The organism is Novosphingobium sp. JCM 18896, from assembly GCF_025938095.1.
In the GTDB taxonomy this organism is placed as follows: Bacteria; Pseudomonadota; Alphaproteobacteria; order Sphingomonadales; family Sphingomonadaceae; genus Novosphingobium.
Genome location: NZ_JAPCZF010000004.1, coordinates 105,978 through 119,721 on the forward strand (window position 1 = coordinate 105,978; position 13,744 = coordinate 119,721).

At 67.8% G+C, this 13,744-nt stretch carries 19 protein-coding genes; 15 read left to right on the top strand and 4 right to left on the bottom strand.

Annotation, left to right across the window (positions count from 1 at the left end; translation table 11 throughout):
• Positions 1-38: 38 nt before the first annotated feature.
• From OLX23_RS15025 to OLX23_RS15045, 5 genes are read left to right on the top strand one after another with little or no spacing between them, the layout of a single operon-like run.
• A complete protein-coding gene (locus tag OLX23_RS15025) occupies positions 39-860 on the top strand; it encodes a cytochrome c oxidase subunit 3 (protein WP_264445828.1) in 822 nt (273 codons plus the stop codon).
• A 4-nt stretch (positions 861-864) separates the two neighbouring features.
• The gene (locus tag OLX23_RS15030) at positions 865-1,251 is read left to right on the top strand and encodes a DUF983 domain-containing protein (RefSeq protein WP_264445829.1); all 387 of its coding nucleotides are present in this window, start codon (positions 865-867) and stop codon (positions 1,249-1,251) included.
• Positions 1,251-1,817 carry an SURF1 family protein gene (locus OLX23_RS15035; RefSeq protein WP_264445830.1) on the top strand — a complete coding sequence of 189 codons (567 nt, stop codon included), beginning with the start codon at positions 1,251-1,253 and terminating at the stop codon, positions 1,815-1,817. Before OLX23_RS15030 ends, OLX23_RS15035 begins: the two co-directional genes overlap by 1 nt.
• Before the next feature lie 46 nt (positions 1,818-1,863).
• Positions 1,864-3,264, top strand: a complete 1,401-nt coding sequence (thrC, locus tag OLX23_RS15040) for a threonine synthase (RefSeq protein ID WP_264445831.1) — start codon at positions 1,864-1,866, stop codon at positions 3,262-3,264.
• A 13-nt stretch (positions 3,265-3,277) separates the two neighbouring features.
• Entirely contained in the window at positions 3,278-4,174 is an 897-nt protein-coding gene (locus OLX23_RS15045) for a class I SAM-dependent methyltransferase (RefSeq protein ID WP_264445832.1), read from the top strand.
• Between the two features lie 139 nt (positions 4,175-4,313).
• Here the strand turns inward: OLX23_RS15045 and OLX23_RS15050 are convergent, their stop codons facing one another.
• Complete coding sequence (locus OLX23_RS15050; RefSeq protein WP_264445833.1) at positions 4,314-5,060, bottom strand: class I SAM-dependent methyltransferase; 747 nt, start codon at positions 5,058-5,060, stop codon at positions 4,314-4,316.
• Between the two features lie 137 nt (positions 5,061-5,197).
• Here OLX23_RS15050 and OLX23_RS15055 point away from each other — a divergent pair, with 137 nt between their 5' ends.
• Genes OLX23_RS15055 through OLX23_RS15075 form a run of 5 tightly spaced genes read left to right on the top strand, consistent with a single transcriptional unit; the run spans position 5,198 to position 7,625 of the window.
• Positions 5,198-5,569 (top strand): dihydroneopterin aldolase, encoded by a 372-nt coding sequence (locus tag OLX23_RS15055; RefSeq protein ID WP_264445834.1) that lies wholly within the window; start codon positions 5,198-5,200, stop codon positions 5,567-5,569.
• Entirely contained in the window at positions 5,569-5,913 is a 345-nt protein-coding gene (locus tag OLX23_RS15060; protein WP_264445835.1) for a Rossmann fold domain-containing protein, read from the top strand. Before OLX23_RS15055 ends, OLX23_RS15060 begins: the two co-directional genes overlap by 1 nt.
• Positions 5,910-6,914: a GTP 3',8-cyclase MoaA gene (gene moaA, locus OLX23_RS15065; protein ID WP_264445836.1), complete on the top strand. Its 1,005-nt coding sequence runs from the start codon at positions 5,910-5,912 to the stop codon at positions 6,912-6,914. Before OLX23_RS15060 ends, moaA begins: the two co-directional genes overlap by 4 nt.
• 5 nt (positions 6,915-6,919) lie before the next feature.
• A complete protein-coding gene (locus OLX23_RS15070) occupies positions 6,920-7,156 on the top strand; it encodes a MoaD/ThiS family protein (RefSeq protein ID WP_264445837.1) in 237 nt (78 codons plus the stop codon).
• Between the two features lies 1 nt (position 7,157).
• Positions 7,158-7,625 carry a molybdenum cofactor biosynthesis protein MoaE gene (locus OLX23_RS15075; protein WP_264445838.1) on the top strand — a complete coding sequence of 156 codons (468 nt, stop codon included), beginning with the start codon at positions 7,158-7,160 and terminating at the stop codon, positions 7,623-7,625.
• A 3-nt stretch (positions 7,626-7,628) separates the two neighbouring features.
• Here OLX23_RS15075 and OLX23_RS15080 read toward each other — a convergent pair whose 3' ends face one another.
• Positions 7,629-8,159 (bottom strand): hypothetical protein, encoded by a 531-nt coding sequence (locus OLX23_RS15080; protein ID WP_264445839.1) that lies wholly within the window; start codon positions 8,157-8,159, stop codon positions 7,629-7,631.
• A 255-nt stretch (positions 8,160-8,414) separates the two neighbouring features.
• On the opposite strand from OLX23_RS15080, the gene rplU reads away from it, so the two are divergent.
• The 3 genes from rplU to OLX23_RS15095 all read left to right on the top strand — a co-directional run bounded on the left by rplU (position 8,415) and on the right by OLX23_RS15095 (position 9,845).
• Positions 8,415-8,777, top strand: coding sequence for a 50S ribosomal protein L21 (gene rplU / locus OLX23_RS15085; protein WP_264445840.1), 363 nt, complete (start codon positions 8,415-8,417; stop codon positions 8,775-8,777).
• Between the two features lie 17 nt (positions 8,778-8,794).
• Positions 8,795-9,061: a 50S ribosomal protein L27 gene (gene rpmA / locus OLX23_RS15090; RefSeq protein WP_264445841.1), complete on the top strand. Its 267-nt coding sequence runs from the start codon at positions 8,795-8,797 to the stop codon at positions 9,059-9,061.
• Positions 9,062-9,290: 229 nt separating this feature from the next.
• Positions 9,291-9,845: a GNAT family N-acetyltransferase gene (locus OLX23_RS15095; protein WP_264445842.1), complete on the top strand. Its 555-nt coding sequence runs from the start codon at positions 9,291-9,293 to the stop codon at positions 9,843-9,845.
• Positions 9,846-9,957: 112 nt separating this feature from the next.
• Here the strand turns inward: OLX23_RS15095 and OLX23_RS15100 are convergent, their stop codons facing one another.
• Complete coding sequence (locus OLX23_RS15100; protein ID WP_264445843.1) at positions 9,958-10,833, bottom strand: metal-dependent hydrolase; 876 nt, start codon at positions 10,831-10,833, stop codon at positions 9,958-9,960.
• A 235-nt stretch (positions 10,834-11,068) separates the two neighbouring features.
• Between OLX23_RS15100 and OLX23_RS15105 the strand changes: the two genes are divergently transcribed.
• Complete coding sequence (locus OLX23_RS15105; protein ID WP_264445844.1) at positions 11,069-11,656, top strand: TetR family transcriptional regulator; 588 nt, start codon at positions 11,069-11,071, stop codon at positions 11,654-11,656.
• Here the strand turns inward: OLX23_RS15105 and OLX23_RS15110 are convergent.
• Positions 11,653-12,396, bottom strand: a complete 744-nt coding sequence (locus OLX23_RS15110; protein ID WP_264445845.1) for a YgfZ/GcvT domain-containing protein — start codon at positions 12,394-12,396, stop codon at positions 11,653-11,655. The two genes, OLX23_RS15105 and OLX23_RS15110, sit on opposite strands and share 4 nt — an antisense overlap.
• 111 nt (positions 12,397-12,507) lie before the next feature.
• Here OLX23_RS15110 and OLX23_RS15115 point away from each other — a divergent pair, with 111 nt between their 5' ends.
• A complete protein-coding gene (locus OLX23_RS15115) occupies positions 12,508-13,743 on the top strand; it encodes a TCR/Tet family MFS transporter (RefSeq protein WP_264445846.1) in 1,236 nt (411 codons plus the stop codon).
• Position 13,744 lies beyond the last annotated feature (1 nt).

Sequence of the window (13,744 nt, forward strand, 5' to 3'; positions counted from 1 at the left end):
TAGGCCGCTCCAGCGACGCAACAGGGACCAGAGGCATCATGGCCGGAACCAAGAACCACGATTATCACATCCTGCCGCCCGACATCTGGCCGCTGGTTGGCTCCATGTCGGCCGTCACCATGACGAGCGGCGGCGTCTTCTTCATGCACGGTAACCCGATCGGGAAGTACATCCTGCTGCTGGGCCTCTTCGGCGTGCTGCTGACGATGTACTCGTGGTGGTCGAACGTGGTGAAGGAAGCGCACGAGGGGCACCACACCCCGGTCGTGCAGCTGCACCTGCGCTACGGCATGATCCTGTTCATCGCCTCCGAGGTGATGTTCTTCGTCGGCTGGTTCTGGGCCTTCTTCGACTTCTCGCTGTTCCCCTCGGAACTGGCCGAGGTGGTCGGTGGCCAATGGCCGCCCAAGGCGGTCGAAGCGGTCATGGATCCGTTCGACCTGCCGCTGCTCAACACGCTGATCCTGCTGTGCTCGGGCACCACGGTCACCTGGGCGCACCACTGCCTGATCAACGGCGACCGCGACGGCCTGAAGAAGGGTCTTTGGCTGACGATCCTGCTGGGCCTACTGTTCACCTCGATCCAGGTCTACGAATACGCCCACGCGCCGTTCCCCTTCGCGGGCAACACCTATGGCTCGGCCTTCTACATGGCGACCGGGTTCCACGGCTTCCACGTCGCGATCGGCACGATCTTCCTGATCGTCTGCCTCAAGCGCACCTACAACGGCGACTTCACCCCCAAGCAGCACTTCGGCTTCGAAGCGGCGGCCTGGTACTGGCACTTCGTCGACGTGGTGTGGCTGTTCCTCTTCGTCGCGATCTACGTCTGGGGTGGCTGGGGCTACCCGACGCACTGATCTGATGACGGACGAAAATCCGAACACCGAAGGGCAGCCGGGACTCGTTCCGGCTGCCCTTTTCGGTCTCTGCCCGCGCTGCGGCGCGCGCACGCTGTTTGCCGGTCTGGCGAAGTTCGCCGATCGCTGCCCGGCCTGCGGGCTGGACTTCACCACGTTCAACGTCGGCGACGGGCCGGCGGCCTTCCTCACGCTGATCATCGGCGCGCTGATCACGGCGCTGGCGATCGGGCTCGAACTCACCGCGCATCCGCCGTTCTGGCTGCACGCGCTGCTGTGGATCCCGCTGACCGGTGCCGCCGTGGTCTGGGGGCTGCGCGCCGGCAAGGGCGCGCTGCTGGCCGCGGAATACCAGCGTCGTGCGGGCGACGGCCAAGCCAAGGACGAATGATGCGCCGACTTCCTATTTTCGCGACGCTGCTCGTCCTGGCGGCGGTCGGCGTGATGATCCGCCTCGGCTTCTGGCAGCTCGACCGGCTGCACCAGAAGGAAGCGCTGCTCACGCGCTATGCTGCGGCGCAGGGCATGTCGGCGGAAGTGCCGTTCCCCCGCGACGAGCGCGCGGCCGAACCGTTGCTCTACCGGCATGCGCGAATCGATTGCCCGAAGGTGGGCGCGGTCAGCGTGATCGCCGGGCACAATGCCAAGGGCGAGACCGGCATGGCGCATGTCGCCGATTGCCTGCTCGCGGACGGCGGCACGACGCGCGTGGTGCTGGGCTGGTCGCGCGATCCCAAGCCGGCGCTCTGGCAGGGCGGGGCGGTAGGCGGCGTGATTGCGCCCGGGCCGCGCTTGGTCGCCGATCCGCCGCTTGCCGGGCTGGAGGCGAACGCGAGGCCCGATCCCGGCGATTTGCCCAACAACCACCTGGCCTATGCCGTGCAGTGGTTCCTCTTCGCGGCTACCGCCCTGGTGATCTATGGTCTCGCGATCCGCAAGCGGCTGCGCGCGGCATAGCGGATTGCTTGCCCTTTGCCGCGCGGCTCGCTAACCGCCGGCTCCCATGGACTACGTCAGCACCCGGGGCAGCGCGCCCTCGCTCGATTTCGCCGGCGCTACGCTTGCCGGTCTCGCATCGGATGGCGGGCTCTACGTGCCGCGCGCGTGGCCGAGCTTCACTTCGGCCGAGATCGCCGCGATGGCGGGCCTGCCCTATGCCGAGCTCGCGCAGCGGATCATGCAGCCCTTCGTCGGCGACAGCCTGACCCCTGAGAAGCTGCTCGAGCTGACCACCGCCGCCTATGGCCGCTTCGCGCACAAGGCGGTGACGCCGCTCGAACAGTTCGACGAACAGCACTGGCTGCTCGAGCTGTTCCACGGCCCAACCCTGGCCTTCAAGGACGTCGCGCTGCAGCTGCTCGGCCTGCTGTTCGAGGAATTCCTCGGCCGCGGTACGCAGAATCTGACGATCGTCGGTGCCACCTCGGGCGACACCGGCTCGGCGGCGATCGACGCGGTCGCCGGCCGCGCCAAGGTCGACATCTTCATGCTCCACCCCAAGGGCCGGGTCAGCGACGTCCAGCGCCGCCAGATGACCACGGTCCTCGCGCCCAACGTCCACAACATCGCGATCGAAGGCACCTTCGACGATGCCCAGGCGATGGTGAAGCGCATGTTCAACGATGCGGCGATGACCAGCCACTTCAACATCGGCGCGGTCAACTCGATCAACTGGGCGCGCCTGATGGCGCAGGTGGTCTACTACTTCGCCGCCGGGCTCCAGCTCGGCGCGCCGCACCGCCCGGTCGCCTTCTCGGTGCCGACGGGCAATTTCGGCGACGTCTTCGCCGGCTACGTCGCGGCCAAGATGGGCTTGCCGATCGCCAAGCTGATCGTCGCGACCAACGTCAACGACATCCTCCACCGTGCGCTGTCGACCGGCGACTATTCGCAGGGCACGGTCACGCCGACTGCGGCGCCGTCGATGGACATCCAGGTCTCGTCGAACTTCGAGCGCCTGCTGTTCGACGTCGGCGGCCGCGACGGCCTTGCGCTCGCCGCGCAGATGCACGGCTTCGAGGCGAGCAAGGCGATGCAGCTGACCAACGCCCAGCGCGAAGGCGCGGCTTCGCTGTTCACCAGCTACCGCGCCGACACCGACGACATGAGCCAGGCGATTCGCTGGGCCTGGGAGAACTGCGCAGAGCTGATCGATCCGCACACCGCGATCGGTCTCCACGCCGCGCGCGTCGCCGATCTGCCGCGCGACGTGCCGATCGTCACCCTGGCGACCGCGCACCCGGCCAAGTTCCCCGACGCCGTCGAGCGCGCCACGGGCCAGCGTCCCGATCTGCCCGCGCGCGTGGGCGACCTGTTCGACCGCGAGGAACGCTGCGTCGACCTGCCCGGCGACTATGACGCGATCGCCGAATATGTCGCGGCGCATGCCGTGCCGCGTAGTTGAATGAGGGGCGCTGATGGCCGAGCTCGCGCCTGACCCGCTGATCCTGGCGGGCGAGGGCTGGCAGGATTACGGCCTCGTCGATTCGGGCCACGGCCGCAAGCTGGAGCGCTATGGCGCCTATCGCTTCGTCCGGCCCGAGCCGCAGGCGCTGTGGACGCCGAAGCTGGCCGAGTGGCAGGCGCACGGCGAATTCGTCCCCGGCTCGGACGAGGACGGCGGCGGCCGCTGGCAGTTCGACAAGCCCGTCCCGCGCGAGGGCTGGGAACTCGGTGTCGGCCAAGGGGCCGGCGCTGTCCGCTTCACCGCGCAGTGCACGCCGTTCCGCCATCTCGGCTTCTTCCCCGACATGGCGCCGGTCTGGTCGTGGATGGGCGAGCAGCTCGCGGGAAAGCCCGACGCCTCCACCTTGAACCTGTTCGGCTATACCGGCGTCGGCACGCTCTCGCTGTCCGAGCATGGCGCGGTGACCCACGTCGACGCTTCGAAGAAGTCGGTCGCCCAGGCGCGCGCCAATGCCGCGCTGTCGGGCATGGAGCAGCGTCCGGTGCGCTGGATCATCGATGATGCCGCCAAATTCACCGCGCGCGAAGTGCGCCGCGGCAAGCGCTACGACGGCATCATCCTCGATCCGCCCAAGTTCGGCCGCGGCCCCGAGGGCGAGGTCTGGCGGCTCGAGGAGCACCTGCCGGGGCTCGTCGCCGATTGCCGCAAGCTGCTCGATGCCGACAGCCGCTTCCTGTTCCTGACGGTCTATGCCGTGCGCATGTCGTCGCTGGCGATCGGTGGGCTGCTGGCCGAGCTGTTCGCCGACCTGCCCGGCACGATCGAACACGGCGATCTCGCGGTACGCGAGGACGGGCAGGGACGCCTGCTGCCCACCGCGATCTTCGCGCGGTGGCGGCGGGGGTAAATCCTCCCCGGTACGGGGAGGGGGACCGCCAGCGAAGCTGGTGGTGGAGGGGGCTGTCGGTTGGCGCAGCCTTTGCGGAGAACCCCCTCCGTCAGCCGTTTCACGGCTGCCACCTCCCCGTACCGGGGAGGATTTGGTTTCAGCGCCGTCCGCGCGGCTTGCGGAACTTGAGCACGAACTGGTCGGTCTTGCCGCGCACGCCGGTCTCGAACACCTTCTGCGTGTGATCGTCGGCCTCGTGGCGCAGCAGGGGGCTGCGCGCTTCGAGCTTGAAGCCCGCCGCCTCGACCTCGCGGATCACCGCGGCGTCCTCGATGCGGTGGAGCGTGTTGGTCTGGGTCGCACCCGATCCCGCCGCGCCCTGATGATCGCTGACGAGGTAGACGCCGCCGGGCTTGAGCGCGGCGAAGGCGGCGGCATTGACCGCGGCCGCCTGATCCGAATCGCCAACCTTCGTGTTCTTGAAGTCGTGATAGTTCTGCGTGGTCCAGACGAGGTCGACGGGTTCGGGGGCGGCGACCTGGCCCGCCTGGACCAGTTGCAGGCTGACGTTGGGATGGGTCTTGGCCCAGGCTTCGACGGCAGCCGAGACGCGGGTGGCGTTGGTGTAGACATAGCCGCGCTCGCCCACGGCGGCGCTGAGCAGGCGCGTGAAATAACCGCCGCCGGGCGAGAGCTCAACGACCTTCCAGCCGGGACGGACGCCGGCGAAGGCCAGCATTTCGGCGGGCTTGCGATCGGCGTCGCGCGCGGTGTCGGCCTCGGGACGCTCGGGATTGGCCACGGCTGCGGCCAGGCCGGACGGTGCCCGTGCCGGCGCGGCGATGGCCGAGGCGCCAGCCAGCATCAGCGCGGCAGCGCCGAGCCCGAGAATCCCTTTGTTCATTGGTGCGCACTCCTGTCGATCGAGAAGCGGCAGGCTATCAAATTGCTGCGCCTGCACAATCCGCCGAATCGTGCATGGACTGGACAGTTCGGCGGTGAAGTGCCATCGGGCGCGCCTCCCATTCACAGGACAGAACCTTGGCCGACAGCCTGATCCTTGAAGTCGCCGATTTCGAAGTGGACGTGCTCACCGGGATCTATTCCGAGGAGACGGGCAAGCCGCAGCCGCTGCGGATCACGATCCAGGCCGCGATGAAGCCGATCGAGCGCTATTCACCCGACACGCCGCTGACCGCCAGCAAGAACTACATGGACCTCAAGTTCGCGGCCTCCGACGCGCTGCCGCCGGGCCTGCACTTCAAGTTGATCGAGGCCGTGGCCGATCACATCTGCGACACGCTGTTCCTCCAGGACGCGCGGATCGAGGCGGTGACCGTGAAGATCATCAAGCTGGCGATCGCCGAGGCGGGCGAGAAGATCGGCATCACCCTGACGCGGGCGCGCCGCTGATGGCGCTGCTGCGCGTCGGTGGGCTTCCGCAGGAGCCGCTGGCGGCCGCGGCGCGGTTTTACGGCGAGGATATCGACGCGATTCGCCAAGCGCTGGCCGAGGTGCCTGATCACCTCGTCCTGGCTTTCGATCCGGCCGACTATACGCACAAGGCCTGGCGGCTTGCCGCGGTCCAGCAGCTCGCGCGCGACCATGCGCCCCGGCGCGTGAATGCCGTGGCCAGCGACGACGAAAAGGCCATCGCCGCGGCGCTGACCTATCTCGGCACGGCCGATGGCGTGACGGGACAATACCTTCCGCTTGATGGAAACGGCGCGGCAGCGTTACTATCTCGGAACGGATGACCAAGCCCGCGCCTCTCATCGACCAGTTCGCCCGGCGGATAACCTATCTGCGCCTGTCGGTGACCGATCGTTGCGACCTGCGCTGCGCCTATTGCATGCCCGAGCGGCAGACCTTCCTGCCCAAGGCCGAAGTGCTGAGCCTCGAGGAGCTCTACAAGCTCTCGCTCGGCTTCATTGATCGCGGCATCACCAAGCTGCGCCTGACCGGGGGTGAGCCGCTGGTGCGGCGTGACGTGATCGACCTGATCCAAGCGCTGGGCCGGAAGGTCGGAGACGGGCTCGATGAGCTGACCCTGACGACCAACGGCACGCGGCTTGCGGAGTTTGCCGATCCGATCGCCGCCGCCGGGGTGAAGCGGATCAACGTCTCGCTCGACACGCTCGACCGCGCGACCTTTGCCAAGCTCGCGCGGCGCGATTCGCTGCCGCAGGTGCTCGAAGGCCTCGAAGCGGCCAAGGCGGCGGGTCTCAAGGTCAAGCTCAACACCGTGGCGCTCAAGGGCGTCAACGAGGACACGATTCCCGACCTGATCGCCTGGGCGCACGGCCAGGGGTTCGAACTGACCCTGATCGAGGTCATGCCGCTGGGCGAGGTCGAAGAAGATCGCTTCGATCACTACCTGCCGCTGTCGGCGGTACGGGAAAAGCTCGAGGCGCGCTGGACCTTGAACGCCAGCGGTCATCGTACCGGCGGGCCGGCACGCTATTTCGACGTGGCGGAAACCGGCGGGCGCCTGGGGCTGATCACGCCGCTGACCAACAACTTCTGTGACGGCTGCAACCGCATCCGCGTGACCACGACGGGCCAACTCTACGCCTGCCTCGGCGGCAACGAGCGGGTCGACCTGCGCGAGGCGCTGCGTTCGGCCGATCCCGAAGCGGCGCTGGAAGAGGCGCTCGACCTGGCGATGAAGATCAAGCCGGCGCGGCACAACTTCGCGATCGACCGGCGCGGCAGCGCTCCGGCACTCGCGCGCCACATGTCGATGACCGGCGGCTAGGACCCGTGGCAAAGCTTGTATTCCTCGGGCGGCTCGAAGACGTGGCCGGCGGTGCCGAGCGCGAGGTTCCGGGCGGCCCGCTCGCCGGGGTCTTGGTCACGCTCGAATCGGATCTCGCCGCGGCGCTCTCTGCCGATCGCATTCGCCTGGCGCTCAACGGCACGCTCGTCAGCGATCGCAATGCGATCGTGCTGGGCGATGGCGACGAACTCGCCTTTCTGCCCCCGGTCAGTGGCGGCTGACATGCCCTCAAGTGTTCTTGCCGACGTCCGCCTGTTGACCGAATCGTTCGACGCCGGCGCCGAGCTCGCGCGCTTCACCGCCGCGCAGGTCGAAGCCGGCGGCATCGCCAGCTTCCTCGGCCAGGTCCGCGCCGGCGGCGGGGTCGAGGCGCTCGAACTGCGGCACTACGGCCCGCTGACCCTGCCGGGCATGGAGGCGCTGGCGGCCGAGGCGCAGCGGCGCTGGACGCTCGAAGGCCTGCTGATGATCCACCGCAGCGGCGAAATGGTGCCCGGCGATCCGATCGTGCTCGTCGCCGCGGCTGCGCGTCATCGTCGCGACGCCTTCGCCGCGGCCGAATTCGCGATGGACCATCTCAAGAGCGAATCGTGGTTCTGGAAGCGCGAGAAGGTCGGCGGGCAATGGTCGTGGATCGAGCCGCGGCCCGTCGATTTCGAGGACAAGCGTCGCTGGGACGCGGCAGGCTAGCCCTCAGCCGCGCATCCGGCCGCGCAGGCTCGCCAGAACCTCGTCCTCTTCGCCAATCATCGCGGTGACCTGATCGCGCGCGGCGGCGATCGTATCGACCGTCTGGCGATTGCCCGTCTCGGCCGCGGCGATCGATTCGGCGGCGAACAGCTGGTCGAGCTCGGCCAGCGCCTCCATCGCGTCGCTGCGCGCCGATTCGAGATCGGACAGCGCCACGGTCGCTACCGACCAACCTTCGCTGCCTGGCGCGCCGCTGCCGCCGGCGGCGACCAGCCGCTGGGCATTGCCGCGTCGGGCGCCGAAACGCTGGTGTGCGGCGCGCGCCTGGTCGACGAGTTGGGTGAGCCGGGTCGTGAGTTGCGGGCTTGCCGGGGCGGGCGCAGGCGGCGGCGCCTCGGGCGTTACCGGCCGCGCGCTGCCCGTCATGCGTTCTGCCGAACGGCGCTCGAGCGAAGGGTAGTCGGTCGCCGCGGCGCAGGCCGTCAGCGCGGCGATCAGGACGAGCGGCAGAAACGATGCAGGCTTGCTACGCATGCCGGTGCCATAGCACGGTGCCGACGTATCGCGAGCCGCAATCCGATCTGGGCCGTCAGATGCATCGAGCCAGATGCATCGAGCCAGATGCATCGAGCCAGATGCATCGAGGGAGTCATCGTGGTTGACACCCTCGGACCCTTCGACTATCGGCACCGCTCTTTCCGGCTCCTGTCGTCAGACGGGTCACCGGCGCATTGCCTAGGTCGCATGTCGCGGTTGGGGCGGTAAGACAGATAGACAGGTAAGGGCACCATGTTCGCAGTAGTGCGCACGGGCGGCAAGCAGTATCGCGTAGCCGCCGGAGACAAGATCGCGGTCGAGAAGCTGGCGGGTGAAGCCGGCGACAAGATCACCCTGGGCGACGTTCTGCTCGCCGGCAACGACGGCGAGATCGCCGACGCTGCCAAGGTCGTGGTTTCGGCCGAGATCATTGCGCAGGCGAAGTCCGAGAAGGTCATCGTCTTCAAAAAGCGCCGCCGGCACAACTATCGCCGTAAGAACGGCCACCGCCAGCAGCTGACGCTGCTGCGCATCCTCACCGTCGGTGGTGAGGAAAAGAAGGCCGCCAAGAAGGCTGCCGCGCCCAAGGCTGAAGCCGCGCCTGCGGCCGAATAAGTTCGGAGTAGATCGAGATGGCACATAAGAAAGCAGGCGGTTCGTCGCGCAACGGTCGCGATTCGGCCGGTCGTCGCCTCGGCGTGAAGAAGTTCGGCGGTCAGGAAGTGATCGGCGGCAACATCATTATCCGTCAGCGCGGCACGCGCGTGTACCCGGGTGCCAACGTCGGCATCGGCAAGGACCACACGCTGTTCTCGCTCGTCGAAGGTCGCGTTCGCTTCCACGACGGCAAGCTCGGCCGCAAGTACGTCTCGGTAGACGTGGCGCAAGCCGCAGAATAATCGGATGGTCGATACAGGGCTGTCCGTGATGGATGGCCCCCACCGGATCTTCGAATCTGGTTGAATCAAGGGAGAGGGGCCCACCCGTCTCCCTTTTTTCGTTTCTCCCTTGGAACGCATTCGTCGGCCCTGCGCTTATGGCGCGCGACCTGACGAAAACCGTAACCCGCCTGTCACGAGCGCCGACTAGAGGCCGCTCGCGGGGGGGCGTCCGAGTGGAGTTGATGCCATGTTCATTCGCAGCGAAAGGCTGTTTCTGCGGCCTGGCTGGCCCGAGGAGTGGGAGGACCTGCTGACCCTCATCGACGATGAGGAAGTGGTCCGCAATCTCGCCCGCGCGCCCTGGCCCTATACGGCCGAGGACGCCAAGGCCTTCGCCGCACGTCCCCAGGACCGGCTGCTGCCCAATTTCTTCATCACCCTTCCCGGCGGGGACGGCGCGCGTCTGATCGGCAGCGTCGGGCTCAGCCTGGTCGAGGGCGAGGTCAATCTGGGTTACTGGATCGGCCGGCCGTTCTGGGGGCAGGGCTATGCGACCGAGGCCGCGCGGGCGATGCTGAGCCTGGCCAAGTCGCTCGGCCACCAGCGCTTGGTCGCGGGCCACTTCGTCGATAATCCCGCCTCGGGCCGGGTGCTGCGCAAGCTGGGCTTCTGCCCGACGGGCGAGATCCGCAATCGCTTCAGCCTGGGCCGTGGCGGCGAGGCGCCGGCCGAACTGCACGCCTTGACGCTCGGCGATCGCAGCGACTGCGACGACGACGTGACCGCGATGCGTGCGGCCTGAACGAACCCCGCTCACCCTGAGCTTGTCGAAGGGTGTTGGCGCGAGGTCGGCGTAAAGTACTTCGACAAGCTCAGCACGAGCGGATTTGGTTCAGGCTTCTGTGCGCGTTGCTCTAGGCGGCGGCCTTCGGCTCGGCGAGGTCCGCCGCCGCGTTCGCGATCAGCGCGCGATCGTCGTGGTTCCAGGGGTGGAAGCCCGGCAGGAAATAGCCGAGCCAGGCCGGCAGGATTCGCCGCAGCACGCCCGGTGACCAGAACAGATAGGCCAGCAGCCGCCAGCGCACGCGCGGGCCGGTGATGCCGTCCTGCGCCAATAGCTGCAGCGTGTCGCGGATGCGGTTGCGTACGAAGTCGTTGGTGACGGCGAGCATGACCAGCGACTTGAGCTTCCAGCGCTTCCAGCGGCTCCAGCCCTTGGTCGCGTGGAGGAAGGTGTCGTAGGCGACGCCCTTGTGCTCGATCTCCTCGATCGCGTGCCAGCGCCACAAGGCCGCCGATTCGGCGTGGGCACCTTCGAAATATTCGGGGCGCAGCAGGAACTCGTGCGCCATCATCGCGGTGAAGTGCTCGAGCGCGATCGTCGCCGCCAGGTTGAAGATCACCGGTCGGCTGCGCGCGATGTCGATCCACTCGGCGACGTGCGCGTCGATTGCCGAGAGGTCGTAGCCGGCTTCGACCGCGGCGCGGTTGAAGGCGATGTGCTCGCGCGAGTGGTTGACCTCCTGCGCGACGAAAGCGCGGATTTCCTCGGCAAGCCGGGGCGGCGTGCCTTCGCGGAAGGCCTTGACCGATTCGATGAAGAAGGCCTCGCCGCGCGGGAAGGTGGCTGAGAGCGAGTGGAGCCAGGCCGTGGCGATCGGATCGCCGTTGAGCCACCAGCGCGGCTTGCTTGCACGCGCAAAGCGGCGGTCGCGCACGGTGATGGCAAGATCCGCCGGCGCGGGAGTGACCGCCTCTTCCAGCGGAGGAAACTTGCCGAGGGCGTTCATCGCGATCTCCTTGCCATTAACTGACATAAATGTCAATAAACTGGCCGTTATCCGTGCTCTAGAGGCCTTTGCGCGCCAGGCCAAGCGCGAGCCAAAATATCGCGAATGCGGCGCAGTAGCCTGCCGAAAACATTTTCTTTCGTGCTCTTCATGCCGCGCTCCCGTAAGGGCCCCGAAAATGATATGATCGTGAAATCTTCCTCGGTCGTTGCTTCAAACCAGGGCATGACATTCGATGGCAGTTCGCAAGCGCCTTCCGCAGCATGAAAGCCGCATAGCGGCGCTCGACGCGGCGCGTGCGCTGTTGATCGAAAGCGGCCCGCAGGCGGTGACGCTCAAGGCCGTCGCCGCCCGTATGGGCCGGACCCATGCCAACCTGCTCCACCATTTCGGCACCGCGGCGCAGCTCCAGCGCTCGCTCGCCAGCCATCTCGCCGGCGCGATCTGCGGCACGATCGCCGAGGCGGTTCTGGCCAACCGTGCGGGCCTGGCTTCGGCGCGTGACGTCGTCGACCTGACCTTCGATGCTTTCGCCCGCGAAGGCGGCGGCGCGCTCGCTTCGTGGATGGCGCTCAACGGCAACGAGGATGCGCTCGATCCGATCGTCGAGGCGATCCACGACATGGTCGACGAACTCGACGCTTCGGGCGCCGGCATCCGCCGGGAAGTCACCCTGACCCTGGTGCTGCTCGCGCTCGGCGATGCCCAGATGGGCGGGGCGCTGACCAATTCGCTGGGCCTGCCCGCGCACACCGCGCGCGACATGGCCGAACGCGTGCTGACCGACGCGGCCGAGCGCGCGGCTTCGATGCTGCCCGGCTAGGCGGGGTTCGCCAGTCCGGCCTTGAGCCAGGCCGGAGCTGCCGTCTGGTCGATGTCCTCGATGCGCAGATGGTCGATCGCCAGGCCGAACTCGGGATAGGCCACGCGCTGCCGTGCCGGATCGGACTTGGCTAAGGGCACGACGATGAGCCGGCGGTTGACCTTCTGGCGCCAGTTCATCCGCGCCGTATTCTCCTGGCCGACATAGCAGCCCTTGGCGAAGCTGACGCCATGGAGCTCGACGGCATTGCATTCGAGCCAGAGCGTCGCGTCGCTGCCCAGTTCGGCGCGGCCCTCGCACACGCCAAGCGCGAGGCGGTGCGCGCGCCATTCCTCGTCGGCGCCCTCGTCGTCGGCCTCGACCGGTGCGATCCAGCGCTCGCCGAGCGCGTGGAGGCGCGGATCGGCGGCGGCGCCGTCGCCCTCGTGCGGGCGCCAATGGACCGCCACGCCCTCGTCGCGGGCGATGCCGATGCGGCGGCGCAGGCGATAGAGCGAGAGCCGCTTGACCAGCGCGTCGGCCGCCTCGGCCTCGCAGTCGAGCAGGAGGTCCTGGCCCGAGGGCCAGACGATGAAATCGAACAGCGCCTTGCCCTGCGGCGTCAGCAGCCCGGCCCAGACGGGTAGCAGACCCGCGACGTCGTTGGTGACGAGGCCCTGGAGGAACTCGGCGACGTCTTCCTCGGCATCTTGCGGTGAAACACGGACGATGGCGCGGGAGAACAGGCGGGTGGCGGTCATGCTCGCAAAGTGGCGATCCTCGCCGCGCTTGGCAATCCGTTCGCGAGAGCGCCAGCATGACAGTCACAGGCAAGCCTCGCGGCGCGGCGCTTCGCGCTCTAAGGGGCTCTGGTGAAACCCGAATCCGCCTTCTCGCTGCGCCAGCCGGCGATCGCCTTCATCTTCGTCACCGGCGTGCTCGACGTCATGGCGATGGGGCTGGTCATTCCCGTGCTGCCGCCGCTGATCGAGGAGTTCGCCGGATCGCGCTCGGGCGCGGGTCTGTGGAACGGCGTGCTGACCGCGCTTTGGGCGGGGATGCAGTTCCTCTGCTCGCCGGTGATCGGTTCGCTGTCCGACCGTTTCGGCCGGCGGCCGGTGATCCTGATCTCGACCGCGGGGCTGGCGATCGACTGGGTGCTGATGGCGCTCGCGCCCAACCTGTGGTGGCTGGCGCTGGGCCGGATCATCGGCGGCATCACCTCGTCGAGCTTCACGGCGATCTACGCCTATATGGCCGACGTCACCACGCCCGACCAGCGCGCCCGCGCCTATGGCCTGGTCGGTGCGGCCTTCAGCCTGGGCTTCGTCGCCGGGCCGGCGCTGGGCGGCGTGCTCGGCGCCTGGGGGCCGCGCGTGCCGTTCTGGGTGGCGGCGGGGCTATCGGCCTTCGCCTTCCTCTACGGCTGGCTGATCCTGCCCGAATCGCTGCTGCAGGACCGCCGCATGGCCTTCGCCTGGTCGCGCGCCAATCCGCTGGGTTCGCTACGCCTGCTGCGCTCGCATCGCGAACTGTCGGGCCTCGCCGTGGTGACCCTGCTGCTCCATTTCGCGCACCACGTCTTCTCGGTGGTCTACGTGCTCTATGCCTATCACCGTTACGGGCTGGGCGCCTTCGAGGTCGGGCTGATGCTGGCGCTGGCCGGCGTGCTCGACATGATCGTCCAGGGCCTGGTGGTGGGACGCGTGGTCAAGCGCTTCGGTGACCGCAAGACGATGGTGATCGGCCTGATCGGCGGTACCCTGGGCCTCGTCGCCGTCGGCCTCGCGCCGACCGCCGAGCTGTTCGTCGCGGCGCTGTTCCCCAATGCGCTGTGGGGCCTGGCCATGCCGACCCTGCTGTCCTTGATGACGCAGCGCGTCGCCGAAAACGAGCAGGGCCAGCTCCAGGGTGCGAACAACAGCGTCGCATCGATCGCGGGCATCTTCTCGCCGATCTTCTTCGGCTGGGTCTACAGCGAGTCGGTGTCGCTGCCCGGCATCGCCTTCCTGATCGCTGCGGTGATTCTGGCGGTCGGCGCGACGATTGCCTTCCTTGCCACACGCGGGCCTGCGGATGGGCCTGCCGACGGGCATGCCAATTCCTGAA

Excerpts from the sequence above, each read along its gene's own strand:
- OLX23_RS15025 (WP_264445828.1), top strand. The coding sequence starts at position 39 with ATGGCCGGAACCAAGAACCACGATTATCACATCCTGCCGCCCGACATC.
- OLX23_RS15030 (WP_264445829.1), top strand. The coding sequence starts at position 865 with ATGACGGACGAAAATCCGAACACCGAAGGGCAGCCGGGACTCGTTCCG.
- OLX23_RS15035 (WP_264445830.1), top strand. The coding sequence starts at position 1,251 with ATGCGCCGACTTCCTATTTTCGCGACGCTGCTCGTCCTGGCGGCGGTC.
- thrC (WP_264445831.1), top strand. The coding sequence starts at position 1,864 with ATGGACTACGTCAGCACCCGGGGCAGCGCGCCCTCGCTCGATTTCGCC.
- OLX23_RS15045 (WP_264445832.1), top strand. The coding sequence starts at position 3,278 with ATGGCCGAGCTCGCGCCTGACCCGCTGATCCTGGCGGGCGAGGGCTGG.
- OLX23_RS15050 (WP_264445833.1), bottom strand. The coding sequence starts at position 5,060 with ATGAACAAAGGGATTCTCGGGCTCGGCGCTGCCGCGCTGATGCTGGCT.
- OLX23_RS15060 (WP_264445835.1), top strand. The coding sequence starts at position 5,569 with ATGGCGCTGCTGCGCGTCGGTGGGCTTCCGCAGGAGCCGCTGGCGGCC.
- moaA (WP_264445836.1), top strand. The coding sequence starts at position 5,910 with ATGACCAAGCCCGCGCCTCTCATCGACCAGTTCGCCCGGCGGATAACC.
- OLX23_RS15075 (WP_264445838.1), top strand. The coding sequence starts at position 7,158 with ATGCCCTCAAGTGTTCTTGCCGACGTCCGCCTGTTGACCGAATCGTTC.
- OLX23_RS15080 (WP_264445839.1), bottom strand. The coding sequence starts at position 8,159 with ATGCGTAGCAAGCCTGCATCGTTTCTGCCGCTCGTCCTGATCGCCGCG.
- rplU (WP_264445840.1), top strand. The coding sequence starts at position 8,415 with ATGTTCGCAGTAGTGCGCACGGGCGGCAAGCAGTATCGCGTAGCCGCC.
- rpmA (WP_264445841.1), top strand. The coding sequence starts at position 8,795 with ATGGCACATAAGAAAGCAGGCGGTTCGTCGCGCAACGGTCGCGATTCG.
- OLX23_RS15095 (WP_264445842.1), top strand. The coding sequence starts at position 9,291 with ATGTTCATTCGCAGCGAAAGGCTGTTTCTGCGGCCTGGCTGGCCCGAG.
- OLX23_RS15100 (WP_264445843.1), bottom strand. The coding sequence starts at position 10,833 with ATGAACGCCCTCGGCAAGTTTCCTCCGCTGGAAGAGGCGGTCACTCCC.
- OLX23_RS15105 (WP_264445844.1), top strand. The coding sequence starts at position 11,069 with ATGGCAGTTCGCAAGCGCCTTCCGCAGCATGAAAGCCGCATAGCGGCG.
- OLX23_RS15110 (WP_264445845.1), bottom strand. The coding sequence starts at position 12,396 with ATGACCGCCACCCGCCTGTTCTCCCGCGCCATCGTCCGTGTTTCACCG.